This window comes from Belnapia sp. AC561 (assembly GCF_979252845.1).
Map to the genome: position 1 here is coordinate 106,331 of NZ_CEEDBP010000009.1, position 21,256 is coordinate 127,586.

General features: G+C 70.5%; 27 protein-coding genes. 17 read left to right on the top strand and 10 right to left on the bottom strand.

The window, feature by feature from the left end; translation table 11 throughout:
- Positions 1-86 precede the first annotated feature (86 nt).
- From AC0IW9_RS10080 to AC0IW9_RS10090, 3 genes are all read left to right on the top strand, one after another.
- Positions 87-299 carry a hypothetical protein gene (locus tag AC0IW9_RS10080; RefSeq protein ID WP_471648100.1) on the top strand — a complete coding sequence of 71 codons (213 nt, stop codon included), beginning with the start codon at positions 87-89 and terminating at the stop codon, positions 297-299.
- 75 nt (positions 300-374) lie between these two features.
- On the top strand, positions 375-1,118 hold the full coding sequence (otsB, locus tag AC0IW9_RS10085) for a trehalose-phosphatase (RefSeq protein ID WP_471648101.1): 744 nt from the start codon (positions 375-377) through the stop codon (positions 1,116-1,118).
- The gene (locus AC0IW9_RS10090) at positions 1,115-2,449 is read left to right on the top strand and encodes an alpha,alpha-trehalose-phosphate synthase (UDP-forming) (RefSeq protein ID WP_471648102.1); all 1,335 of its coding nucleotides are present in this window, start codon (positions 1,115-1,117) and stop codon (positions 2,447-2,449) included. Before otsB ends, AC0IW9_RS10090 begins: the two co-directional genes overlap by 4 nt.
- A gap of 6 nt (positions 2,450-2,455) precedes the next feature.
- On the opposite strand, the gene AC0IW9_RS10095 is transcribed toward AC0IW9_RS10090, so the two are convergent.
- Both AC0IW9_RS10095 and AC0IW9_RS10100 read right to left on the bottom strand, forming a co-directional pair.
- Entirely contained in the window at positions 2,456-3,079 is a 624-nt protein-coding gene (locus AC0IW9_RS10095) for a glutathione S-transferase family protein (RefSeq protein ID WP_471648103.1), read from the bottom strand.
- A gap of 1 nt (position 3,080) precedes the next feature.
- Positions 3,081-3,707 carry a glutathione S-transferase family protein gene (locus AC0IW9_RS10100; protein ID WP_471648104.1) on the bottom strand — a complete coding sequence of 209 codons (627 nt, stop codon included), beginning with the start codon at positions 3,705-3,707 and terminating at the stop codon, positions 3,081-3,083.
- 102 nt (positions 3,708-3,809) lie between these two features.
- On the opposite strand from AC0IW9_RS10100, the gene AC0IW9_RS10105 reads away from it, so the two are divergent.
- From AC0IW9_RS10105 to AC0IW9_RS10115, 3 genes are read left to right on the top strand one after another with little or no spacing between them, the layout of a single operon-like run.
- A complete protein-coding gene (locus AC0IW9_RS10105) occupies positions 3,810-4,277 on the top strand; it encodes a disulfide bond formation protein B (RefSeq protein WP_471648105.1) in 468 nt (155 codons plus the stop codon).
- Positions 4,274-4,813, top strand: a complete 540-nt coding sequence (locus tag AC0IW9_RS10110) for a demethoxyubiquinone hydroxylase family protein (RefSeq protein ID WP_471648106.1) — start codon at positions 4,274-4,276, stop codon at positions 4,811-4,813. The genes AC0IW9_RS10105 and AC0IW9_RS10110 overlap by 4 nt, the downstream gene beginning before the upstream one ends.
- Positions 4,813-5,280: a YybH family protein gene (locus AC0IW9_RS10115; RefSeq protein ID WP_471648107.1), complete on the top strand. Its 468-nt coding sequence runs from the start codon at positions 4,813-4,815 to the stop codon at positions 5,278-5,280. Before AC0IW9_RS10110 ends, AC0IW9_RS10115 begins: the two co-directional genes overlap by 1 nt.
- On the opposite strand, the gene AC0IW9_RS10120 is transcribed toward AC0IW9_RS10115, so the two are convergent.
- Together AC0IW9_RS10120 and AC0IW9_RS10125 are read right to left on the bottom strand one after the other, a co-directional pair.
- Positions 5,277-5,852: an HNH endonuclease gene (locus AC0IW9_RS10120; protein ID WP_471648108.1), complete on the bottom strand. Its 576-nt coding sequence runs from the start codon at positions 5,850-5,852 to the stop codon at positions 5,277-5,279. The two genes, AC0IW9_RS10115 and AC0IW9_RS10120, sit on opposite strands and share 4 nt — an antisense overlap.
- Before the next feature lie 153 nt (positions 5,853-6,005).
- Positions 6,006-6,671, bottom strand: a complete 666-nt coding sequence (locus tag AC0IW9_RS10125; RefSeq protein ID WP_471648109.1) for an alpha/beta hydrolase — start codon at positions 6,669-6,671, stop codon at positions 6,006-6,008.
- A 44-nt stretch (positions 6,672-6,715) separates the two neighbouring features.
- Between AC0IW9_RS10125 and gluQRS the strand changes: the two genes are divergently transcribed.
- The 4 genes from gluQRS (at position 6,716) to AC0IW9_RS10145 (ending at position 10,892) form a co-directional block, all read left to right on the top strand.
- Positions 6,716-7,558, top strand: a complete 843-nt coding sequence (gene gluQRS / locus AC0IW9_RS10130; protein WP_471648110.1) for a tRNA glutamyl-Q(34) synthetase GluQRS — start codon at positions 6,716-6,718, stop codon at positions 7,556-7,558.
- Between the two features lie 10 nt (positions 7,559-7,568).
- The gene (locus tag AC0IW9_RS10135) at positions 7,569-8,456 is read left to right on the top strand and encodes a DMT family transporter (RefSeq protein WP_471648111.1); all 888 of its coding nucleotides are present in this window, start codon (positions 7,569-7,571) and stop codon (positions 8,454-8,456) included.
- An 89-nt stretch (positions 8,457-8,545) separates the two neighbouring features.
- Positions 8,546-9,520, top strand: a complete 975-nt coding sequence (gene coaA, locus AC0IW9_RS10140; protein ID WP_471648112.1) for a type I pantothenate kinase — start codon at positions 8,546-8,548, stop codon at positions 9,518-9,520.
- A gap of 295 nt (positions 9,521-9,815) precedes the next feature.
- Complete coding sequence (locus AC0IW9_RS10145) at positions 9,816-10,892, top strand: family 16 glycosylhydrolase (protein ID WP_471648113.1); 1,077 nt, start codon at positions 9,816-9,818, stop codon at positions 10,890-10,892.
- Between the two features lie 37 nt (positions 10,893-10,929).
- Here AC0IW9_RS10145 and panC read toward each other — a convergent pair whose 3' ends face one another.
- Complete coding sequence (panC, locus tag AC0IW9_RS10150; RefSeq protein WP_471648114.1) at positions 10,930-11,745, bottom strand: pantoate--beta-alanine ligase; 816 nt, start codon at positions 11,743-11,745, stop codon at positions 10,930-10,932.
- On the opposite strand from panC, the gene AC0IW9_RS10155 reads away from it, so the two are divergent.
- Both AC0IW9_RS10155 and AC0IW9_RS10160 read left to right on the top strand, forming a co-directional pair.
- Positions 11,744-13,000 carry a class I SAM-dependent rRNA methyltransferase gene (locus AC0IW9_RS10155; protein ID WP_471648115.1) on the top strand — a complete coding sequence of 419 codons (1,257 nt, stop codon included), beginning with the start codon at positions 11,744-11,746 and terminating at the stop codon, positions 12,998-13,000. The two genes, panC and AC0IW9_RS10155, sit on opposite strands and share 2 nt — an antisense overlap.
- Positions 12,997-13,383 (top strand): DUF3293 domain-containing protein, encoded by a 387-nt coding sequence (locus tag AC0IW9_RS10160; RefSeq protein ID WP_471648116.1) that lies wholly within the window; start codon positions 12,997-12,999, stop codon positions 13,381-13,383. The genes AC0IW9_RS10155 and AC0IW9_RS10160 overlap by 4 nt, the downstream gene beginning before the upstream one ends.
- On the opposite strand, the gene AC0IW9_RS10165 is transcribed toward AC0IW9_RS10160, so the two are convergent.
- From AC0IW9_RS10165 to AC0IW9_RS10185, 5 genes are all read right to left on the bottom strand, one after another.
- On the bottom strand, positions 13,370-13,855 hold the full coding sequence (locus AC0IW9_RS10165) for an RES family NAD+ phosphorylase (RefSeq protein ID WP_471648117.1): 486 nt from the start codon (positions 13,853-13,855) through the stop codon (positions 13,370-13,372). The two genes, AC0IW9_RS10160 and AC0IW9_RS10165, sit on opposite strands and share 14 nt — an antisense overlap.
- Positions 13,852-14,271, bottom strand: a complete 420-nt coding sequence (locus AC0IW9_RS10170) for an antitoxin Xre/MbcA/ParS toxin-binding domain-containing protein (protein WP_471648118.1) — start codon at positions 14,269-14,271, stop codon at positions 13,852-13,854. The genes AC0IW9_RS10165 and AC0IW9_RS10170 overlap by 4 nt, the downstream gene beginning before the upstream one ends.
- Before the next feature lie 64 nt (positions 14,272-14,335).
- Positions 14,336-15,424 carry a patatin-like phospholipase family protein gene (locus tag AC0IW9_RS10175; RefSeq protein WP_471648119.1) on the bottom strand — a complete coding sequence of 363 codons (1,089 nt, stop codon included), beginning with the start codon at positions 15,422-15,424 and terminating at the stop codon, positions 14,336-14,338.
- A complete protein-coding gene (locus tag AC0IW9_RS10180) occupies positions 15,424-16,218 on the bottom strand; it encodes a 3-hydroxybutyrate dehydrogenase (protein ID WP_471648120.1) in 795 nt (264 codons plus the stop codon). The genes AC0IW9_RS10175 and AC0IW9_RS10180 overlap by 1 nt, the downstream gene beginning before the upstream one ends.
- A 36-nt stretch (positions 16,219-16,254) precedes the next feature.
- Positions 16,255-17,712: a dihydrolipoyl dehydrogenase family protein gene (locus AC0IW9_RS10185; protein WP_471648121.1), complete on the bottom strand. Its 1,458-nt coding sequence runs from the start codon at positions 17,710-17,712 to the stop codon at positions 16,255-16,257.
- 210 nt (positions 17,713-17,922) lie between these two features.
- Here AC0IW9_RS10185 and rpmH point away from each other — a divergent pair, with 210 nt between their 5' ends.
- The 5 genes from rpmH to yihA are packed head-to-tail and all read left to right on the top strand — an operon-like array spanning position 17,923 to position 21,188.
- On the top strand, positions 17,923-18,057 hold the full coding sequence (gene rpmH, locus AC0IW9_RS10190; RefSeq protein WP_471648122.1) for a 50S ribosomal protein L34: 135 nt from the start codon (positions 17,923-17,925) through the stop codon (positions 18,055-18,057).
- Between the two features lie 22 nt (positions 18,058-18,079).
- A complete protein-coding gene (gene rnpA / locus AC0IW9_RS10195; protein WP_471648123.1) occupies positions 18,080-18,433 on the top strand; it encodes a ribonuclease P protein component in 354 nt (117 codons plus the stop codon).
- Positions 18,430-18,681, top strand: a complete 252-nt coding sequence (yidD, locus tag AC0IW9_RS10200; protein WP_471648124.1) for a membrane protein insertion efficiency factor YidD — start codon at positions 18,430-18,432, stop codon at positions 18,679-18,681. The genes rnpA and yidD overlap by 4 nt, the downstream gene beginning before the upstream one ends.
- A 9-nt stretch (positions 18,682-18,690) precedes the next feature.
- Positions 18,691-20,487: a membrane protein insertase YidC gene (gene yidC / locus AC0IW9_RS10205; protein WP_471648125.1), complete on the top strand. Its 1,797-nt coding sequence runs from the start codon at positions 18,691-18,693 to the stop codon at positions 20,485-20,487.
- Complete coding sequence (yihA, locus tag AC0IW9_RS10210) at positions 20,487-21,188, top strand: ribosome biogenesis GTP-binding protein YihA/YsxC (protein WP_471648126.1); 702 nt, start codon at positions 20,487-20,489, stop codon at positions 21,186-21,188. Before yidC ends, yihA begins: the two co-directional genes overlap by 1 nt.
- Positions 21,189-21,256 lie beyond the last annotated feature (68 nt).

A 21,256-nucleotide genomic window follows, 5' to 3' on the forward strand; every position in this document is an offset into this window, starting at 1 on the left:
TCGTGTGCAAATATCACGATATTGTGTATTATGTGCAGGCCGCAGCGTCCTGCCGCGGCAGGTCGTAGAGTGAAGGGTCGGGACGCATGCGGGAAGCCTCGCAGCGCCAGGGGCGTGCGGAATCGCGTGCCCTGGCCATTGCCATCATCTGGATGCTGCTGGCGCAATTGGCCTGCGTCCTGCTCTGGGACGGTGGCTGGCTGACCCGTCAGGCCTCGCTGATCCATTGGCTGGTCGTCGGCGTCCTGCCGCCCGCCCTGTCGCTGTGGCGGCTGGAACAGGTGCCGGTCACGCGTTGACCCGATCAACCATCAAGGCGCTCCTCACGCGGCCGTGACGCAACCCTGCCGCCGTAGGCGGCTTGTTCCGGACGCATGCCAGACATATTCACCCTGCCTCCCCCGCCGCGCGTCCCCGGCCTGGGCCCAATTGCCGATGCCGCGCTGTTCCTCGATTTCGACGGCACCCTGGTGGAGATCGCTCCCCGGCCGGATGCGGTCCGCGTGCCGGATCACCTGCCCGCCCTGCTGCAGCGCCTGACCGAGGGCCTGGGCGGCGCCTTGGCCATCGTCAGCGGCCGTGCCCTGGCGGAACTGGAACATTTCCTGCCGGTCCCCATCCCGATGGCCGGCGACCATGGCGCCACCCTGCGACCGGATCCCCTGCAGCCGCCCGTCCTGCCGGCGCTTCCCAGCCCGCCGGCTGCCTGGCGCGCCCAGGCCGATGCCCTGGTGGCGCGTCATCCCGGCGCCCTGGTCGAGGACAAGACCCATGGCTTCGTCATCCATTATCGCCAGGCTCCGGACCTCGGCCCGGAAGCCGCCGCCCTGCTGACCGCGCTGGTGGCCGAGGACCCGCTCGCCTTCACCCTGCTCGAAGCCCGCATGGCCTGGGAGATCCGCCCGCATGGCGCCTCCAAGGCCACCGCCGTGCGGGCACTGATGGCGGGCGCCCCCTTCGCCGGCCGCACCCCGGTCTTCATCGGCGACGACGTGACCGACGAGGAGGGGATGGAGGCCGCCCGCAGCTTCGGTGGCCATGGCTGGCGGCTCGACGACATGTTCGGCACGCCCCAGGAATTGCGGGACTGGCTCGCCGAAGCCGTCACCACAGCATGAGCCGGCTGGTCATCGTCGCCAATCGCGTGCCGAACCCGCGAGAACGCGGCGCCACCGCCGGCGGCCTCGCCGTGGCGCTGAAGGACGCCATGTCGCGGCGGGAGGCGATGTGGTTCGGCTGGTCCGGCCAGACCGCGGAAGCCACCGCGACCGAGCTGACCCTGACCGTTCGCGGCAAGCTGACCTATGCGACGCTGGACCTGGGCCGGCAGGACTACCGCCACTACTACCAGGGCTTCGCCAATGCGACGCTCTGGCCGACGCTGCACTACAGGCTCGGCCTGGCACTGTTCCAGCGGGCCGACTACGCCGGCTACCGGGCGGTGAATGCCGCCTTCGCCACGGCGCTCGCGCCGCTGCTGCGGCCGGACGACCTGGTCTGGACGCATGACTTCCACCTCTTTCCCTTCGGCGCGGAGTTGCGCCGCCTCGGCTGCACCCAGCGCCAGGGCTTCTTCCTGCATATTCCTTTCCCGCCCTATGGCCTGTTCAGCGCCCTCCCCAAGTCCGATGAACTGCTTGCCGATCTCGCCGCCTACGACGTCATCGGCGTGCAGACCGAGGATGACGCCGCCAATCTCCGCGGCGCCCTGATCGCGGTGGGCGAGGCCGCGGCCGCCGAGCGCGTCACTGCCTTCCCCGTCGGCATCGATGCCGAGGCCTTCCGCAAGCTGGCCGAGACAGCGCTGTCCCGCGCCGATACCCGCCGCTTCGAGCAGAGCCTGATGAACCGGTCGCTGATCATCGGCGTGGACCGGCTGGATTACACCAAGGGGCTGCCGCAGCGCTTCGCCGGCTATGCCCAGCTGCTGGCCCGTTTCAAGGCGCACCACGGCAAGGTCACCTACCTGCAGGTGGCGCCGGTCTCCCGCGGCGACGTGGCGCAGTACCGCAGCCTGCGGCGGGAACTGGACGAATGGGTCGGCCGCATCAACGGCCAGCATGCCGAGCCCGACTGGGCGCCGCTCCGCTACATGACCCGCGCCGTGCCCCGCCCGACCCTGGCCGGCTTCATGCGCATCGCCAAGGTCGGCCTGGTCACCCCCTTGCGGGACGGCATGAACCTGGTGGCCAAGGAATATGTCGCGGCGCAGGACCCGGCAGATCCGGGCGTATTGCTGCTCTCGCGTTTCGCCGGTGCCGCGCCGCAGCTGCCCGGCGCGCTGCTGGTCAATCCGCTGGATCCGGATGCGATCGCCGAGGCGCTGGATACCGCCTTGAGCATGCCGAAGGAGGAACGCATCGCCCGCTGGGAGTCGATGCGCCCCGCCGTCTGGGATGCCGGCGCCAAGGCCTGGAGCCGGGACTTCCTGGCGGCGATGGAAGGCTAGCCACCTTCAGCTCAGCGGCACGGCCACATGCGTCCGGTAGGGCGTCCGCTCCAGCAGCCGGTCGTACCAGGCGCGCAGGTTGGGCAGGTCTGGCCGCGTAATCGGCAGCGCGAACCAGCGGTGCAGGAAGCCGCCCAGCGCCATGTCGGCTACGCCGAAGCGCCCCGCGACGAAGTCCCGGCCCGCCAGCTGGGCATCGACGACCCGCCAGAGCCGCTCGGCCGCGTCGCGTGCCCTGGCTGCGCCAGGCAGGTCCCGCTCGGCCTCCGGCGTGCGGACCAGGGTCCAGAAGATCACCCGCATCGGCTCGTTCAGGCTGGCCAGGGTCCAGTCCATCCAGCGCTCGGCATCCGCCCGCGCCTCGGGGCCCTCGGGGTAGAAGGCATTGCCGCCGGGCTGGGTCCGGCAGAGGTAGCGGAGGATGGCGTGGCTCTCCCACAGCGTATAGCCATGCGGCATCACCAGGGTCGGCACCGTCGCATTGGGGTTCATCGCCGCGTAGTCGGCATCCCGGGTGCGGCCGAAGGCGCCGCCGGCATCGATCCGCTGGAAGGGGATGGCCAGCTCATCCAGCAGCCACAGCACCTTCATGACATTGACCGAGCTGGCCCGGCCCCAAACGGTGATCATCTCACGTCATCTCCACGGCGACATGCCGGACGAAGCCCGGGTGGTCGGCTTTCAGCCGGGCATAATAGGCCTCCAGCCGCGGCATCGGCGCGCGGGTGATCGGCAGGGCGAACCAGCGGTGCAGATAGGGGCCGAGGGCGATGTCGCCGATGCTGAAGGCGCCCGCGAGGTAGTCGCGCCCCTCCAGCCGCGCATCGACCATCCGCCACAGCGCCTCCGCCTCGTCGCGCGCCCGGGCGGTCGCCGGATAGTCCCGCTTCGCCTCGGGGATGCGGACATAGGTGAAGAAAACCGTCACCATCGGCCCGTTGAGGGAGGCAAGCTGCCAATCCATCCAGCGTTCCGCATCGGCCCGGAGCCGCGGCTCCGGCGGATGCAGCGAGCTGCCCGGCGCATGCGTCGCCACCAGGTAGCGCAGGATCGAATTGCTCTCCCACAGGGTGAAGCCGTCCGGCTCCTCGATGGTGGGGACGCGGCTGTTGGGGTTCATCGCGAGGTAGAAGGGCTCCTCGGTGCGGCCGAATTCGCCGCCGACGTCGATCCGCTCGTATTGCACGCCCAGCTCGTCGCAGAGCCAGAGCACCTTCATCACGTTGCTCGAACTGGCCCGGCCCCAAAGTTTCATCATACGCGCTTTCCCCAACCCTCTGCCATGTCAGCCTATGGGCCGGGCACGATCCGGTCCAGTTGCGCTGCCGGCGGGACGGCGCGACACAGGGGCATGTTCGGAATGCTCCTGCTTGCCGCCGCCGCGGCCGTCGCACCGCTGTTTGCCCGGGCCAGCGAGGGCATCTTCGGCATTGCCCCCTGCGAGCTCTGCCTCTGGCAACGCTGGCCCTATTGGGTGGCGGCCGGCCTGGCCCTGGCCGGGGCGCTGCTGCCGCGCGCCCGCCGGCCGCTGTTCTGGCTGGCGCTGGTGGCCATCCTCGTCTCCGGCGCCATCGGCGGCTTCCATGTCGGGGTGGAGCAGGGCTGGTGGCCCTCGCCGCTGCCGGGCTGCCAGGCCCCGCGTTCGACCGGCGGCGCCACGGTGGACGACCTCCTGCGGTCGCTGGCCGCCGCCCCCTCCAAGCCCTGCGATGCGCCGACCTATCTCATCCCTGGCCTGCCGCTCTCCATGGCGGCGATGAACCTGCTATATGCGCTTGGCCTTTCGGTGCTGGCCGCCATCTGGATGCGAAGAGGAGCACGCGCATGACCAGCCCATCCCGGACCAGCAGGACCCCCCGCCGGATGATCGAGGAGACCATCCGGGTCGACCACGCCGGCGAATACGGCGCCAAGCGGATCTACGCCGGCCAGCTCGCGGTCCTCCGCGGAACCAAGTGGGAGCCGGTGATCCGGCACATGCAGGACCAGGAACAGGTCCACCTGGACACCTTTACCCGGCTGATCGCCACGCGCCGGGTCCGCCCGACCGCGCTGCTGCCGATCTGGCACGTCGCCGGCTTTGCGCTGGGCGCCGCCACCGCCCTGCTCGGCCATCGCGGCGCCATGGCCTGCACCGTTGCGGTGGAGGAGGCGATCGACGAACATTACCAGGCGCAGGAGGCCGCGCTCGGTGATGACGAGGCCCCCCTGCGCGCCGATATCGCGAAGTTCCGCGCCGAGGAGCTGGAGCACCGCGACACCGGGCTGGAGCACGAGGCCGAGCTGACGCCCGGCTACCGGCTGCTGAGCGGCGTCATCAAAGCGGGCTGCAAGGTGGCGATCAAGGTGAGCGAGAAGATCTGATGGACAACCTTCCTTTGCCTGAAGCCGATGCAGCCACCTCGGCTTCGGTGAAGGATTGGCTGGACCGCTTCGCCGCCTGCGTGCGGGACGTGGACTATGCCCGCGCCTATCCCTTCTGGCACGACGCCATCGTCATCTTCGGCACCTACCAGGAGCTGGTGCGCAGCCGGCAGGCCTGGACCGATAGCCAATGGGACAATGTCTGGCCGCGGACCGAGGGTTTCACCTTCGACCTGGCGAATACCCTGGTGCTGGCCTCCCCGGATGGCGCCATGGCGGTGGCCGTCACCCCCTGGGACAGCATCGGCTTCCACCCGGATGGCCATGCCTTCCCGCGCCCTGGGCGGGCGACGATCGTGCTGGCGAAGCAGCCGGACGGGCGCTGGGTCGGGGTGCATAGCCACATGTCGCTGCAGCGCGGCGTGCCGCAGGACAGCCATGGTAAGCGGCCGGTGAAGGCGCGCTAGCTCTCCAGCTCGCTGTCCCAATACAGGTAGTCCCGCCAGCTCTCGTGCAGGTAGTTCGGCGGGAAGGCCCGGCCATTCTCCTGCAATTCCCAGCTGGTCGGCTGCCGTGGCACCTCGCGCGGATGCATGTGGCATTCCCGCGGCAGCCGCGCGCCCTTGCGCAGGTTGCAGGGGCCGCAGGCGGTGCAGACATTCTCCCAGGTGGTCCGGCCGCCGCGGCTGCGCGGGATCACGTGGTCGAAGGTCAGGTCGTGGGTCGGCCGGTTCTCGCCGCAGTACTGGCATTCGAAGCGGTCGCGCAGGAAGACGTTGAAGCGGGTGAAGGCCGGGCGCCGCGCCGCCGGGATGTATTCCTTCAGCGCGATGACGCTGGGCAGCCGCATCGACAGGGTCGGCGAATGCACCTCGGTCTCGTATTCGTTCAGGACGGAGACGCGGTCGAGGAAGACGGCCTTCACCGCATCCTGCCAGGACCAGATCGACAAGGGAAAATACGAAAGCGGACGGAAGTCCGCATTCAGCACCAGGGCCGGAAAAGTCTGCCCACCGATGAACGTACCGCCGTCAGGCAAGCGCCGCTCCTTATTCGGTGCGGTGCCATCCAGCCATTGGGCCTGTCACGGCAAACGGGCCCAACATGCAGTGGCGCCGCCGATCAACTCCCGCATTCATGCCAGTCCCATCGCGGCGGTGCAACAGGGCCCGCCGCTCGTTTCACGACGCTGTCACGCTTGGGGCGCCGCGCCGAAGGCCCGGGCCAGAACCCGCGCTCCCGCCGCCAGCCCCGGCTCGTCGATCCCATGCGCCAGGCCGGGCCGGTAGAGCGACTCGACCGGCACGCCGGCGGCGCGCAGCGTGGCTTCCGCCGCCCGGCTGGCCGCGACCGGCACCACCTCATCCGCCTCGCCATGCACCAGCAGCACCGGCGGCCGGCAGGCGATCTCGCCGGCCAGGGCCTCGGCCGCCAGCAGGGCGCCGGAATAGCCGAGGATGGCCGCCGGCGCTGCCTGACGCCGCAGCCCGGCATAGAGCGCCATCATGCAGCCCTGGCTGAAGCCGACCAGCGCCAGGGCCGAGCCCGGCAAGCCCAGCCGGGCCTGCTCGGCCTCGAGGAAGGCCTCCAGCTGCGCCGCCGCTTGCTTCGCCCCTGCCGCCATCACCGCCGGCTGGCGATTCTGCAGGCTGAACCATTGCCGGCCATAGGGACCCATGTCGCAGGGCTCCGGCGCATTCGGCGCGACGAAGGCGGCATGGGGCAGCGCCGAGCCCCAATGCGGCGCCAGGTCGATCAGGTCCGCCCCATCGGCCCCGAGGCCATGCAGCAGCACCACAAGCTGCTTCGCAGCGCCGCCGGCCTGGGGGGCGACCCGCGGTCCATCCAATTCTGCCATGCGGCTTGCTCCTTCTGCCCCTCCACCGCTACCGAAGCGCCGCCATGGCCGCAACCGTGACCCGCTTCGCCCCCAGCCCCACCGGCCTGCTGCACCTGGGCCATGCCCATGCGGCCATGTCCGCCTGGCGCGCCGGCGACCGCTGCCTGCTGCGCATCGAGGATATCGACGCCACCCGCTGCCGCCCGGAGTTCACCGCGGCGATCCTCGACGACCTCGCCTGGCTCGGCCTCGCCTGGGATGGCCCTGTCCGCATCCAGTCCGGGCACATGGCCGAGTACCGCGCCGCGCTGGACCGGCTCGCCGCGCGCGGCCTGCTCTATCCCTGCTTCTGCACCCGGGCCGAGATCGCCCGCGAGGTCGCCGCCGCCAGCCAGGCCCCGCATGGCCCGGATGGCCCGCTCTACCCCGGCACCTGCCGACGCCTGTCGCCCAAGGCCCGAGCGGAGCGCATCGCCCGCGGCGACCCCTTCGCCCTGCGGCTGGACATGGCCGCCGCCCTGGCCGAGGCGCCCGCCGACCTGTCCTACGAGGAGGCCGGCGAGGGCCGGTTGCGCTGCGACCCCGCCCAGTTCGGCGATGCCGTGCTGGCCCGGAAGGAGATCCCGGCCAGCTACCACCTCTGCGTCACCCATGATGACGCGCTGCAAGGCGTCACCCTGGTCACCCGTGGCGAGGACCTCCGCCCCGCCACCCATCTGCACCGGCTGCTCCAGGCCCTGCTGGGCTGGCCGGAGCCCCGCTACGCCCATCACCGGCTGCTGACCGATGCCAGCGGCCGCCGCCTCGCCAAGCGGGACGGCGCGCCCAGCCTGCGCTCCCTGCGGGAGGCCGGCCGCAGCCCGGCCGAGGTCCGCGCCCTGGCCGGCTTTCCCGATCCCCTCTAGCCTTCCCGCAATGAACGCCCCTCCCGCGGCGCGGCCCGATCCGCTCGGCCTGCTGCTCCTGCTATTCGCCGTGATCGGCTGGGGCTCGAACTGGCCGCCCCTGAAGCTGCTGCTGGCGGAGCTGCCGCCGATGGCCGCCCGCGCCTGGCCCGGCCTGGCGGCGGCGCTGGTCCTGGCCGTGCTGGTCCGCCTCGCCGGTATCCCCCTGGCGGTGCCACGCGGCCTCTGGGGCCGGCTCTGGCTGGCAGCGCTGCTGAACATCTCGGCCTGGATGGGGCTGGCGACCCTCTCGCTCGGCTGGCTGGATGCCGGGGAGGCCTGCATCATCGCCTATACCATGCCGGTCTGGGCCGCCCTGCTGGCCTGGCCGGTGCTGGGTGAGCGGCCGACGCCGCGCCGCCTGCTGGCGCTCGGCTGCGGCCTCGCCGCGCTGGTCGTCGTGGTGGGCGGGCGCGGGCCGGAGCTCGGCCTGGCCCGGCTGCCCGGCGTGGCCTTCGCGCTCGGCGGCTCCATCCTCTTCGCCCTCGGCGCCGTCACCACCAAACGCTGGCCGCTGGCCATGCCGCCGGCCGCCGGGGTGGTCTGGCAGGTCGGGCTCGGGATGCTGCCGCTGGTCGCCGCCACCCTGCTGCTGGAAAGCCCGGACTTCGGCGCCGTCTCGACCCGCGGCTGGATCTCGCTGGCCTATATGGCGGCTTTTCCGCTCTGCCTCTGCTACCTCGCCTGGTTCGCCGCGCTGCGCCGCCTGCCGGCCTCGCTGGCCACCATGGGCACGCTGATCGCGCCCCTGGTCGGCGTCCTCGGCTCGGCCCTGCTGCTCGGCGAGAGCTTTGGGGTGCGGGAGGTCGCGGCGCTCGGCCTCACCCTCGCCGGGGTGGTGCTCGCCGTCCGGGGCTGACCCAGGTCGGGGCTAACCCCCGGAATGCGCGCGGCAGCTGCGCCCCCTGGTCGTTTTGGAGTTTCGCGGCGGCATGACACGATAAGCCCATGCAAGCCGCCTCAAGCCTGGCCGAAGCCACTCCGCCGCCCGATGACGCGCCTTTGGCCGAGCCCGCCTACCGGGTCTTCGACCGGGCCGCCTGGGCCTCGCTCCGCGCCAATACGCCGCTGTCGCTGACCCGCGCCGACATCACCGCCCTGCGCGGTATCAACGACACCGTCTCCCTGGCGGAGGTGCAGGACATCTACCTGCCGCTCTCGCGGCTGCTGAACCTGCAGGTCCGCGCCGCCCGGCGCCTGGCCATGGCGCAGGACAGCTTCCTCGGCCATCAGGCGGCGCCGCCGCCCTATATCATCGGCATCGCCGGCAGCGTCGCGGTGGGGAAAAGCACCCTGGCCCGCGTCCTCCAGGCCATCCTCGCCCGCTGGCCGGACCATCCGCGGGTGGAACTGGTCACGACGGACGGCTTCCTGCACCCGACCCAGATCCTGCAGGAGCGCGGACTCATGCGCCGCAAGGGGTTCCCTGAAAGCTACGATCTGCGGCGGATGCTCGGCTTCCTCAATGCCCTGAAGGCCGGGGAGGCGGAGGTCTCGGCGCCGGTCTATTCGCATCTGAAATACGACATCATCCCCGGCGAGACGCAGGTGCTGCGCCGCCCCGACATCGTCATCTTCGAGGGTCTGAACGTCCTCCAGCATGCCGCCGGCGCCTCCATCGTCGCCTCCGACTTCTTCGATTTCTCGGTCTATCTGGATGCCGCCGAGGCCGATATCGAAGCCTGGTACATCGAGCGTTTCCTGCTGCTGCAGAAGATCGCCTTCCCCCGGCCGGACAGCTACTTCCACCACTTCGCCGACCTGCCCCCGGCCGAGGCGCGGGCCGTCGCCATGGGCATCTGGCAGGAGATCAATCTTGCCAACCTACGCGAGAATATCCAGCCGACGCGTCATCGCGCCAGGCTAGTATTGCGCAAGGGCGACGGCCATCGCATCGAGCAGGTTTGGCTACGACGCATGTAGATTTCGCCGCGCGGAAATGAAGCAAGGCGATGCCGATGGGATTTGCATCGAAGGCGGCACGAAACCCTCTTGGTTTCTGAATGTAAACCTTGCTCAAGATGCCGGGATGAACGGGTTGTTGCTGATAACCCCATGCCCAAACTGGCGTATGGACTGCCGTGGCGGGAGCGATCCCGCGTAGCCTGAGCGTCTGGACGTTTCAAACCCGGGGCGCTGCCGGCGCCCACGGTTTGGCTCATCCGGAACCAAGCCCGTGGCATGAGACCGTAACGCCTGACCACCGAGGACCCGCCGCATGGCCACGACCACCGCGAATACCGTCGAAACCGACAAGCCGCTGCATGAGAGCTTCGACAACGGCATCGGTGTCTTCACCGACAACTGGAACGTGGATGCGACCGTCCCCGGCCAGGTGACCCTGCGCGGCACCTCCGGGCTGATGCAGCAGGCCACCAGCACCAGCTCCGGCCAGGGCTACGGGACCTACACCATCACCGCCAAGCTGGAGGGCAACATGCCCGGTCCGGCGATCATCCTCTGGCCGGGTGACAACCACTGGCCGGGCCAGGAGATCAACCTCGCCGAGGTCACCAACGACGGGACCGGGCGCATCTACGGCGCGCTGCACTGGGACGACAACGGCGACCACGCCGTGACCCAGATCTACAGCGGCATCACGACCGGCGTGTTCCACGACTTCACCCTGGTCTGGGCTCCGGACCACATGACCTATCTGGTCGATGGCGTGCAGCAGTGGGAAGTGACCCAGTACGTGCCGAAGGACTTCGACAACGGCGGCATGAACAATGTCATCGGCTGGCTGAACACCAACTATGACACCTCGATGACCGTGACGCAGGTGGACTACGTGCCGCTCGGCGTGACCGGCACCGCCCCGGTCGTCGAGGCCCCCACCACGCCGGGCACGACCACGCCGGTCACGACCACGCCGACCGCTCCGGCCGCGATCGACTGGGAGGCGCTCGCCGCCCAGGCCGCGGCGAATTACGCGGCGACCGGCCACTGGTACTACGACGACCCGAGCGCCCCCGCCACGACCACGCCCGTGACGACGCCGCCGGTGACGACGACCCCGCCGGTTGAGACCACCGCGCCCGGCACGACGCCGCCGGCCACGACCACGCCGACCGCTCCGGCCGCGATCGATTGGGGCGCGCTCGCCGCCCAGGCCGAGGCGAATTACGCGGCGACCGGCCATTGGTACTACGACATGCCGTCCGCGACCGGCACCGGGACCACCGGTACCACCACGCCGGAGCCGACGCCTGCCGCCGAGACGCCGATCGACTGGGATGCGCTCGCTGCCCAGGCGGCGGCCAACTACGCCGCCACCGGCCACTGGTTCTACTGAGCCCCCGGGGCCTCGGCCGCATCGCGCGGCCGGGGCTTCAGGCCGCCATGTTGTCCAGCAGCCGTACGCTGCCGAGCCGCGCCGCAGCGATCAGCCGGCCCGGCGGCGCCGCCACCTCGCGCAGGCTCTCCGGTTCGACCAGCGCCAGGTAATCCAGGGTGAAGCCGGCCGCTGCCAGGCCGGCCCGCGCCGCTGCCAGGGCCGAGGCCGGCGCGGTGCCCTTGGCCATCGCCTCGATCGCCGCCCGCATCGCCCCCGGCAGCGCCCCCGCCTGTGCCCGTTCCTCTGCGCCGAGGAAGCGGTTGCGGGAGGACATGGCCAGCCCATCCGCCTCCCGCACCGTTGGGCAGCCGATGATGCGGATCGGCATGTCGAGGTCCCGCACCACCTGGCGGATCACCTGCAGCTGCTGCCAGTCCTTCTCCCCGAACATCGCCGCGACCGCGCCGGTCTGCTGGAACAGCTTGGTGCAGACGGTGGCGACGCCGCGGAAATGCCCGGGCCGCGCCGCGCCTTCCCAACCCTCGGCGGCGCCCTCGACCTCGATGGTGGTGGCCCGGCCGGGCGGGTACATCGCCGCGACGCTCGGCAGCCAAGCCAGGTCGCAGCCGGCGGCTTCCAGCATTTCCAGGTCACGCGCCTCCTGCCGTGGATAGCGCGAGAGATCCTCGTTCGGCCCGAATTGCAGCGGGTTGACGAAGATGGAGGCCGCCACCGCCGGCGCCTCCCGCTTCGCCGCCGCCAGCAGCGAGAGATGCCCCTCGTGCAGCGCCCCCATGGTCGGCACCAGGGCCAGCGGCCCGAGGCTCGCCAGTTCGGTACGGAGGCTGGGCAGGTCACGGACGATACGCATGCCTGCGCATCTGCCTTATCCGGCGTTGCGCCGCAAGCCATCGGGCGCCATGGTCCGCCGCCTGATGGAAACCTCCCCGCACCCGCTGATCCGCCTGCTTCCCCGCCATGACCGCCGGGTCAAGTCCGGCCACCCCTGGGCCTTCTCCAACGAGATCGCCATGTCGCCGGCGGCCCGGGCGCTGCCGCCCGGCAGTCCGGTGCGGCTGGAAGGCGATGACGGCGTCGGCCACGGCACCTGGCTGTTCAACCCGCATAGCCTGATCGCCGCCCGCCGGCTGGACCGCGACCCGGCGGCGGCGATCGACCTTGCCTGGGTCCGCGGCCGCCTCGCCACCGCCCTGGCCTTGCGTGAGCGGCTGTATGCCACCCCCTACTACCGCCTGATCCATGCCGAGGCGGATGGCCTGCCCGGCCTCGTCATCGACCGCTACGGCGATGCGCTTGCACTGCAGGCCAATACCGCCGGCATGGAGGCCCTGACCCCGCTGCTGGTCGAGGCGCTGACCGAGTTGCTGTCGCCCCGCCTCATCATCGCCCGCAACGACGCCAGCGTCCGCACGCTCGAGGGCCTGCCGGAGGAGACGAAGGTGCTGCTGGGGGAGGGTGGTCCGGTGCTGGCCGAGGAGGGCGGTCTGCGCTTCTCGGCCGATCTGCTCGGCGGCCAGAAGACCGGCTGGTTCTTTGACCAGCGGGAGAACCGCGACCGGGTGGCGAAGCTGGCCGCCGGCGGCACCATGCTGGACGCCTTCTGCCACACCGGCGGCTTCGGCCTGCGCGCCGCCGCGGCCGGGGCGACGCAGGTGACGCTGCTGGACCGCAGCGCCCATGCGCTGGAGCTTGCCTATGAGACCGCCAAGGCCAATGGCCTGGCCGAGCGAGTCATCGGCCGCAAGGCCGAGGCGCTGGAGGAGCTGGAGCGGCTGGGCAATGCCGGCACCCGCTTCGACCTGGTGGTGGCCGACCCGCCCGCCTTTGCCAAGCAGCGCAAGGACCAGCCGAATGCGCTGCGGGCCTATGCCAAGCTGGCGCGCAGCGCGGCAACCCTGGTGGCGCCGGGCGGCGTCCTGTTCATCGCCTCCTGCAGCCATCACGTGGCGCCCGGCGAATTCGCCGAATCCGTCATCTGGGGCCTCGGTCGCGCCAAGCGGGATGCCAAGCTGCTGTTCCAGGGCGGCGCCGGGCCGGACCACCCGATCCATCCGCAACTGCCGGAAAGCGCCTATCTCAAGAGCATGCTCTTCCAGCTGACATGAGAGCCGGGCTGCTGGCCGCCTATCGCCGCAGCGGATACGAGGCCGCCGGCGCCGTGGCCCGCATCGGCCGGCGCAGCCCGGCGGTGGATGCGCTGCTGGCGCGCCTCGGCCGAAGGGAGGGTGGCTTCGTCACCGCCTGGAACCCCTTCAGCCGCCGCATGCCGGATGGCTGGAACCAGCGGATGCAGGCCCGGCTTGAGGCGGCCGCGCGCCGCCTGCCGGGCGCCCCGGGCCATGGTGGGGATGGCTGCTGGCGGGAGGCACATTGGCTGCTGGGGACGGACTCGCGCCGGCTGCTGGTCCTGGCCCGCCGCTTCCGCCAGGCGGCCATCGTCACCGTGGCGCGTGGCCAGCCGGCCCGGCTCCGCCTCATCCGCCGGTGAACAGCCTTCGGTCCCAGAGCACCGGCCGCGGCAGGCTGGCCTCGATGCGGCTAAATTCCGGATGTTCCGGGTTGATCAGCACATTCTCCTCGACCCGCGCCACCAGGCTCGGCACCAGCAGCACCGCCGAGCGCTTCTCCCGGTGCCAGGCGCTGCCGAAGGCGCGGGCGCGATGCGGGTCGCCGTCGTCCCAGCCGGGCAGGGCGGCCGCCTCCAGCACCTCGTAGCTGAGGCCATGCGGCAGGGTGATGGCGATCCAGTGCTGGTTGGGCGGCAGCCGGCCGCTGCCATGCACCAGCTTCTCCAGCAATGCGGTCGAATAGCTGCGGGCGGCATAGATCATCGGCGCCGCGATGCCGTTCCACCGGCCGGGATAGAGGCGGGAGCCGCCGGCATCGAAGACCGGGAAGCGGCCTTCCGGGTCGCCGATGCGGTAGCAGGTCAGCGTGCGGTCGAGCCGCTGCGCAATCACCCCGCCGTGCCGTAATGCAGCCGCCCCAGGATCTGTTCAACGAGGCGCGCCCCGGGGTCATTGGCCAGCGCGACCGAGAGCGGCGTCCGGTCCTCCAGCAGCAGGTGCCGCCGGTTCAGGAAATCCCGCGCCTCGGCATCGCTGCCCCAGACCTCCCGCGCCAGGGCGAAGACGGAGGCGACGCGGGCCACGCGGGCGCTTTCCTCCGGCGAGAGGCGCTGGGTGCGGCCGCGCCGATGCAGGGTGGCGCGGGGAACGAATTCGAAGCGCAGCGCATCATCATGCGGCGAGAGCAGTGCCACGAGGCTATCGAGCGCCACGATCGGCAGCCCCTGGCCGACTGCCTCCGACATCCAGAGCGGCGACCGGCTTTCGGCGAAGCCCAGGGTCCTGCCGAGATACGCGGGCGTTTCCATGCCAGACTCCATCTCATCTGAGACAGATATTGGCATCATGCTGCCCCTGATACAAGGCGGCCTGCTACAGGTAGCGCTGGATATCCAGGGTGCTTTCCTTTCCCAGCGTCCCGAAATGCTTCGCCAGGAAGCGATCCGCCGCCTCCCGCCCGTAGCGCCGCAGGATCTGCAGGAATTCCCAGTCGCCGTTCAGCTTGGTGCTCAGCTTGAAGCCGCGCATCCGGTCCTCGTCCTCGATGACATGCAGGAAGATGCGGCGGTAGCGCGGCTGCTCCAACCGGCCGCCATCGAGCAGCCGCTGCACGAAGTCGATCGCCCGCATCTCCGCCATCAGCGAGGCATTGAAGCTGATCTCGTTCAGCCGGTTCATGATATCGGCCGCATTGGTCGGCAGCTCGTCGCGCACGATGGCATTGATCTGCACCAGCACGATGTCGGGCGCGCCGCGCTCGTAGTACAGCGGCCAGAGCGCCGGGTTGCCGACGTAGCCGCCGTCCCAGAAGGCCTCGCCGTCGATCTCCACCGCCCGGAACACATTGGGCAGGCAGGCCGAGGCCAGCACGACATCGGTGCTCACCTCCGCGCGGTTGAAGACCCGCGGCTTGCCGGTGCGGACATTGGTCGCCGAGATGAAGAGCCGGATCGCCTTGGGATCGCCGCGCAGCCGCTGCCAGTCGAGGTTGTCGTCCACCACCTTGCGCAGCGGGTTGAAGTCCCCCGCGAAGGGATTGATCTGATAGGGCGAGAAGACCCGCGTCAGCGTCTCGAAGGCCTGGTAGGCCAGCGAATAGGTCATGTCATGGCCCCAGAGGGCCTTCTCGAAGGGCGTATTCTGCATCGGGCTATGCGCGAGGCCATTCGCCACCTCCCGCCACAGCTTGCCCAGCGCCTTGATCGCCCCCTGCGGCCCGCCATCGGCCAGGCCCTGAACGAAGACCGCGGCATTGATCGCTCCGGCCGAGGCGCCGGAGACGCCGTCGAAGACCAGCCGGTCGTCCTCCGCCAGCCGTTCCAGCACCCCCCAGGTGAAGGCCCCATGGGTGCCGCCGCCCTGCAGCGCCAGGTTGACCCGCTTGGTCGCCACCGGCTTCGCCACCGCGGGCGAAGCCAGGTCCTGCGACGCCGGTAATGCGCCGCCTGCAGCGTCGTCCATCAGGCTGCCAGCCAGCCCCCGTCGATCGACAACGCCGCGCCATTCACCCCGCCGCTGCCCGGACCCACCAGGTACAGCGCCATGCGTGCCACCTCGTCCACCTCGATCCAGCGCTTGGAGGGCTGCTTCTCGAGCAGGAAGTCCTCCAGCGCCACCTGCTCCGAGACGTTGTGCGACTTCGCCAGCGGGCCGACCTGGGCCTCGGCCAGCGGGGTGCGGACGAAGCCGGGGCAGATGGCGTTGCAGGTGATCGGCAGCTTGGCGACTTCCAGCGCCACCGTCTTGGTCATGCCCACCACCGCATGCTTGGCCGAGACATAGGCGACCTTCTGCGGCGAGGCGACCAGCCCATGCGCCGAGGCGATGTTGATGATCCGCCCCCAGTTGCGCGCCTTCATCCCCGGCAGCGCCGCCTTGATGGCGTGGAAGTTGGACGCGAAATTGATGGCGATGATGGCGTCGAACTTGTCATCCGGGAATTCGTCGATCGGCGCGACGAACTGGATGCCGGCATTGTTCACCAGGATATCGACCGAGCCCAGCGCCGCCTCGGCCTCCTGCACCATCTGGCGCACGGCGTCCGGCTTGGACAGGTCGGCGGCCGAATAGGGCGCTTCCGCCACGCCCATGGCGGCCCCGATCTCGGCCCGGGCCTTGGCGATCTCCGCCGAGCTGCCGAAGCCGTTCAGCATCACCTTGGCGCCTGCCTGGGCGAAGAGCAGGGCGATGCCGTGGCCGATGCCGCTGGTGCTGCCGGTGATCAGCGCCGTGCGGCCGGCGAGTGTCTGTTCCATGGGGGGCTCCGAAGTTCGCAGTTGCAGCATGAACGCTCAGGGCAGGCGTTTCAGCAAGCCGATTACCCGTTTCGTGAAGGGCGAGAGAAGTTTCGGCGTGTAATGGGCACCGGCCGCCCGCTTGGCCGCCTCGGCCAGGGTGGGGTAGGGCAGCACGAGCCCGGCGAGCGCCGAAAGCGGCAGCTTGCGGCCGATCATCAGCCCGAACATGCCGGCCATCTCCCCGGCCCGCGGCGCCAGCACCCCGGCGCCCAGCAGCTTGCCGCCCTTGCTGATGACCAGCTTCACCATTCCCCCCTCGGCCCGCCCCTCGGCGATCGCCCGGTCGTTCTCGGCCAGCGGCCAGCGCTGCACCGTCACGCCCTCGTGCCCCTGCTCCCGCGCTTCCGCCTCGGTCAGGCCGATCTGCGCCAGTTCTGGGTCCGTGTAGGTCACCCGGGGCAGGGCGGCGTAATCCACCTTGGTGAAGGGCAGGCGGAACAGCATGGACCGCACCAGGATCCCGGCATGCTGGCTCGCCACATGGGTGAAGGCGCGCGGGCCTATGCCCTTGGGGTCGGCGATGTCGCCCACCGCCCAGACCCGGCGGTTGGAGACGGACCGCAGCCCGGCATCCGTCACGATGCCGCGCGGTCCCGAGTCCACCCCGCCTGCAAACAGGTCAAGCCCCGCCAGCCGCGGCGCCCGGCCGACCGCCAGCAGCAGATGCGTCCCGGCGATGCGGCTGCCATCCTCCAGCACCGCCACCACGCCGGCCACCGCCGCCTTGCTATTGGGCTCGAGTTGCTCCAGCCGGGTGACCTTCACCCCCTCGCGGAACTCGACGCCGTCGGCGACCAGCGCCGCGCGCAGCCCCTCCACCAGCTCGGCATCCTCGCGGATGGCGACCCGTGGCGCCGCCTCCAGCACCGTCACCAGGCAGCCCAGCCGGGCATGCGCCTGCGCCATCTCGAGGCCGATCGGCCCGCCGCCGAGGATGATGAGGTGCCCCGGCGGCTCCTCCAGGTCGAACAGCGTCTCATTCGTCAGCCAGGGTACGCCGTCGAGTCCCGGCAGGTCCGGCACGATGGCGCTGCTGCCGGCGGCGATCACCGCCCGGCGGAAGCTGAGGCTGCGTCCCCCGGCCTCGATCCGGTCCGGGGCGGTGAAGCAGGCGGAGGCCTGGATCACCTCGACCCCGAGCCCGGTGAAGCGCTCGACGCTGTCGGTCGGGGCGATCCGGGCGATGGCGCCCTGCACATGCGCCCGCACCCCGGCCCAGTCGATCTCGGGCGCCGGCAGCCGGATGCCGAAGCGATGCGCCGCCCGCGCCTCCGCCGCCGCATGCCCCGCCGCCAGCAGCGCCTTGGAGGGCACGCAGCCGTAATTCAGGCAGTCGCCACCCATCCGGCCGCGCTCGATCAACGCGACCTTCAGTCCCAGCCCGGCCGAGATGGCCGCGACCGAAAGCCCGGCCGCCCCGGCGCCGATGACCACCACGTCGAAATCCGCCATCTGAACCCCGCTCCGAAAGCCGACCGCGGTTACGCCAAGCCGCGCTTCGGCACCAGCCTCGCGCACGGCCGATTGACGCGCCCCCCTCGGCCTCCCTATACGTCCCTCCCTTCGCCGGGGCCCAGACGCAAGGGTCGCCGGTCGTCCGTGCAGCGCCACCCCATCCGGGGGATCGGCGACGCCGGGCGTTTTCCTGTCGGAGACTGAGCCGTGAAGCGTACCTACCAGCCCTCCAAGCTCGTCCGGAAGCGCCGGCACGGCTTCCGCGCCCGTACGGCGACGGTCGGCGGCCGCAAGGTCCTGGCCAATCGCCGGTCCAAGGGCCGCAGCAAGCTCAGCGCCTGAGGCAGATCGGAGGGATCCCTGCATGCCGGGCCGCCTTTCCCGGCTGACCCGGCGCAGCGAATTCCTCCGGGTCGCCGGGCGTGGCCGTAAGGCCGCGCGTCCGGCCCTGGTGCTGCAGGCCCTGCCGCAGCCCGAGGGGCCGTTGCGCGTCGGCTTCACCGCCACCAAGAAGATCGGCAATGCCGTGGCCCGCAACCGCGCCAAGCGCCGGCTGCGGGCGGCGGCGCGCCTGACCCTGGCGGAAGCTCCGCCGCCGGGTTGGGATCTCGTGCTCATCGCCCGCGACGGCACCGGCAGCCGTCCCTGGGACAAGCTCCTCGCCGACCTGCGCGGTGCCCTCCGCCACCTCGGCGTGGTGCCGGAGCCGGCACCATGACCGCCGGCGCCGTGGCGCTGAAAGGCGCCGTCCTCGCCTACCAATGGACGCTGCGGCCGGTGCTCGGCTGCAACTGCCGCTTCTACCCCTCCTGCAGCGAATACGCGCTGGAAGCCCTCGGCACCCATGGCGCCCTGCGCGGCGCCTGGCTTTCCGGCCGCCGCATCCTCCGCTGCAACCCCTGGCATCCCGGCGGCTACGATCCCGTGCCCGTCGGCCCCGCCGCCCAGCCCGTCCCGAAAGGCTGACCCAGTTCCATGGACCAGAAGCGCCTCCTCGTGGCGATTGCCGCTTCCATCGGCATCCTGCTGCTGTTCGACATGTTCAACCGGCCGGCCAAGGAAGCCCAGCGCGCCCAGCAGCAGCAGGCGGCCCAGGTCCAGCAGCCTGCCCCGGCCCCCGGCCCCGCCGGCCCGCTCGGCGCCCCGACCGATGCCTCGCCGGCCGCCGGCACGCCGACCACCCCGGCCGCCCGCCTGCCGGTCGCCGGCCCCCGCGTCGAGGGCACGCTGTCCCTTCGTGGCGCCCGGTTGGATGACCTGGTGCTGCGCGGTTACCACGAGACGGTGGACCGCGCCTCGCCGCTGGTCCGCATCCTGGCCCCGCGCGAGGGCTCGGCGCCCTACTACGCCCAGTGGGGCTGGACCGCGGCCGATGGCCGCACCCGCGTCCCCGCCAACGACACCGACTGGACGGTCGCCGATGGCGCCCGGCTGACACCGGCGACGCCGGTCACCCTCACCTGGGACAATGGCCAGGGCCAGGTCTTCGAGATCGCCCTCGCGCTCGACGACAATTACCTCGTCACCGCCGAGCAGCGGGTCCGCAACAACGCCGCCGAGCCGGTCCAGGTCCTGCCCTGGGCCCGCATCCGCCGCGAGAGTACGCCCCCGACCCAGGGCTTCTACATCCTGCACGAAGGCTTCGTCGGCGTGCTCGACGGCCGGCTGCGGGAAGCGACCTACGCCACCGCCAAGACCGATGCCGCCAAGGCCAATGGCGTCGCGCTGGACCAGGAGACGGCGGCCGGCTGGGCCGGCTTCACCGACAAGTACTGGCTCGCCGCCCTGTCCCCGGCCAACCCCGCCATCCGCACCCGCACCGCCTTCCGCCACACCACGGAAGCCGGGCCGCGCGGGCCGGAGGACCGCTGGCAGGTCGACATGGCCGCCACCAGCCCGATCAGCGTCGGCACCGGCGTCACCTCCGCCCTCGGCACCCGGCTGTTTGCCGGCGCCAAGGAGGTGAAGCTGCTGGATGCCTATCGCGACAACCTCGGCATCCCCGACTTCGACAAGGCGATCGACTTCGGCTGGTTCTACTTCCTGACCAAGCCCTTCTTCTACGCGATCGACTGGCTGTTCCACCTGGTCCACAACTTCGGCGTCGCCATCCTGATCTTCACCCTGGCCCTGAAGGCGGCCTTCTTCCCGCTCGCCAACAAGGCCTACAAGTCGATGAGCCGGATGAAGGTCCTCGGTCCGAAGATGACCGAGATCCGTGAGCGCCATAAGGAAGACCCTGCCAAGGCGCAGCAGGAGATGATGGCGCTCTACAAGACCGAGAAGATCAATCCGGCTTCGGGCTGCCTGCCCATCCTGATCCAGATCCCGGTCTTCTTCGCGCTGTACAAGGTGCTCTTCGTCACCATCGAGATGCGGCATGCGCCCTTCTTCGGCTGGATCCACGACCTTTCGGCGCCCGACCCGACCAACCTGTTCAACCTGTTCGGGCTGCTCCCCTACGACCCGACGCAGCTGACGCATTACCTGCACATGCCGGCCTGGGCGCTGATCATGGGCGCCACCATGTTCTTCCAGCAGAAGCTGAACCCGCAGCCGCCGGACCCGATCCAGGCCAAGATCTTCCAGTGGATGCCGATCATCTTCACCTTCATGCTGGCCAGCTTCCCGGCCGGCCTGGTGATCTACTGGTCCTGGAACAACCTGCTGTCGATCGCGCAGCAGCGCTATATCATGTCGCTGGAAGCCAAGCGCGGCGGCGGCAAGCCGACCCCCGCCACCCCGGTGCTGGCGAAACCGAAGAAGGGCTGATGACCGGACAATTCCTCCCCGTCCATCCCGCCGTCCTGGCGGGTGGACTGTCCGAGGCGAAGACCGAGCAGGACCTCGCGGCCCTGGTCGAGGCTGGTCGCCTGCTCTTCACCAAGCCTTGCGAGTTCTTCTATGCCTCGCAGAAGATCGACCAGCTGCCGCCCGCGGAAGGCCCCGAGATCGCCTTCTGCGGTCGCTCCAACGTCGGCAAATCCTCGCTGGTCAATGCGCTGACCGGGCACAATGCCCTGGCCCGGGTCTCCCATACCCCGGGCCGGACCAAGCAGCTCAACTTCTTCAACCTCGGCGACCGGCTGACCCTCGTGGACATGCCAGGCTACGGCTATGCCCAGGCCTCCAAAAGCGTGAAGGAGGACTGGCAGGGGCTGATGTTCGACTTCCTGCGCGGCCGCCCCACGCTCCGCCGCGTCCTGCTGCTGCTGGATGCCCGGATCGAGACCAAGCCGGCCGACCGCATGGCCATGGAACTGCTGACCGATGCCGCGGTCCCCTTCCAGATCGTCATCACCAAGGCCGACGACGCCAAGCCCTGGTGGCTGAAGCAGCGCATCCTCCAGGCGGAGGAGCTCGCCCGCACCCATACGGCGGGCCATCCCATGGTGCTCGTCACCAGCAGCCATACCGGCGGCGGCATCCCCGAGCTGCGGGCCGAGATGGCCTCCCTCGCGCGGCAGGCCTGAGCGCCGGGACGGCGAGGGGCTGATTTCCCAATCGCCGATTCTGCGTTACAGCGGTCGCGCCATCCGCT

Bases quoted from the DNA above. Each gene is read 5' to 3' on its own strand.
- AC0IW9_RS10155 (WP_471648115.1), top strand. From the start codon at position 11,744: ATGCCTGCGCATCTGCCTTATCCGGCGTTGCGCCGCAAGCCATCGGGC.
- AC0IW9_RS10110 (WP_471648106.1), top strand. From the start codon at position 4,274: ATGACCAGCCCATCCCGGACCAGCAGGACCCCCCGCCGGATGATCGAG.
- AC0IW9_RS10160 (WP_471648116.1), top strand. From the start codon at position 12,997: ATGAGAGCCGGGCTGCTGGCCGCCTATCGCCGCAGCGGATACGAGGCC.
- AC0IW9_RS10145 (WP_471648113.1), top strand. From the start codon at position 9,816: ATGGCCACGACCACCGCGAATACCGTCGAAACCGACAAGCCGCTGCAT.
- AC0IW9_RS10100 (WP_471648104.1), bottom strand. From the start codon at position 3,707: ATGATGAAACTTTGGGGCCGGGCCAGTTCGAGCAACGTGATGAAGGTG.
- gluQRS (WP_471648110.1), top strand. From the start codon at position 6,716: ATGGCCGCAACCGTGACCCGCTTCGCCCCCAGCCCCACCGGCCTGCTG.
- yidD (WP_471648124.1), top strand. From the start codon at position 18,430: ATGACCGCCGGCGCCGTGGCGCTGAAAGGCGCCGTCCTCGCCTACCAA.
- AC0IW9_RS10125 (WP_471648109.1), bottom strand. From the start codon at position 6,671: ATGGCAGAATTGGATGGACCGCGGGTCGCCCCCCAGGCCGGCGGCGCT.
- coaA (WP_471648112.1), top strand. From the start codon at position 8,546: ATGCAAGCCGCCTCAAGCCTGGCCGAAGCCACTCCGCCGCCCGATGAC.
- AC0IW9_RS10095 (WP_471648103.1), bottom strand. From the start codon at position 3,079: ATGATCACCGTTTGGGGCCGGGCCAGCTCGGTCAATGTCATGAAGGTG.
- AC0IW9_RS10180 (WP_471648120.1), bottom strand. From the start codon at position 16,218: ATGGAACAGACACTCGCCGGCCGCACGGCGCTGATCACCGGCAGCACC.
- AC0IW9_RS10175 (WP_471648119.1), bottom strand. From the start codon at position 15,424: ATGGACGACGCTGCAGGCGGCGCATTACCGGCGTCGCAGGACCTGGCT.
- AC0IW9_RS10080 (WP_471648100.1), top strand. From the start codon at position 87: ATGCGGGAAGCCTCGCAGCGCCAGGGGCGTGCGGAATCGCGTGCCCTG.
- panC (WP_471648114.1), bottom strand. From the start codon at position 11,745: ATGCGTATCGTCCGTGACCTGCCCAGCCTCCGTACCGAACTGGCGAGC.
- AC0IW9_RS10105 (WP_471648105.1), top strand. From the start codon at position 3,810: ATGCTCCTGCTTGCCGCCGCCGCGGCCGTCGCACCGCTGTTTGCCCGG.
- AC0IW9_RS10090 (WP_471648102.1), top strand. From the start codon at position 1,115: ATGAGCCGGCTGGTCATCGTCGCCAATCGCGTGCCGAACCCGCGAGAA.
- AC0IW9_RS10135 (WP_471648111.1), top strand. From the start codon at position 7,569: ATGAACGCCCCTCCCGCGGCGCGGCCCGATCCGCTCGGCCTGCTGCTC.
- AC0IW9_RS10170 (WP_471648118.1), bottom strand. From the start codon at position 14,271: ATGGAAACGCCCGCGTATCTCGGCAGGACCCTGGGCTTCGCCGAAAGC.
- otsB (WP_471648101.1), top strand. From the start codon at position 375: ATGCCAGACATATTCACCCTGCCTCCCCCGCCGCGCGTCCCCGGCCTG.
- AC0IW9_RS10185 (WP_471648121.1), bottom strand. From the start codon at position 17,712: ATGGCGGATTTCGACGTGGTGGTCATCGGCGCCGGGGCGGCCGGGCTT.
- yihA (WP_471648126.1), top strand. From the start codon at position 20,487: ATGACCGGACAATTCCTCCCCGTCCATCCCGCCGTCCTGGCGGGTGGA.
- AC0IW9_RS10115 (WP_471648107.1), top strand. From the start codon at position 4,813: ATGGACAACCTTCCTTTGCCTGAAGCCGATGCAGCCACCTCGGCTTCG.
- yidC (WP_471648125.1), top strand. From the start codon at position 18,691: ATGGACCAGAAGCGCCTCCTCGTGGCGATTGCCGCTTCCATCGGCATC.
- rnpA (WP_471648123.1), top strand. From the start codon at position 18,080: ATGCCGGGCCGCCTTTCCCGGCTGACCCGGCGCAGCGAATTCCTCCGG.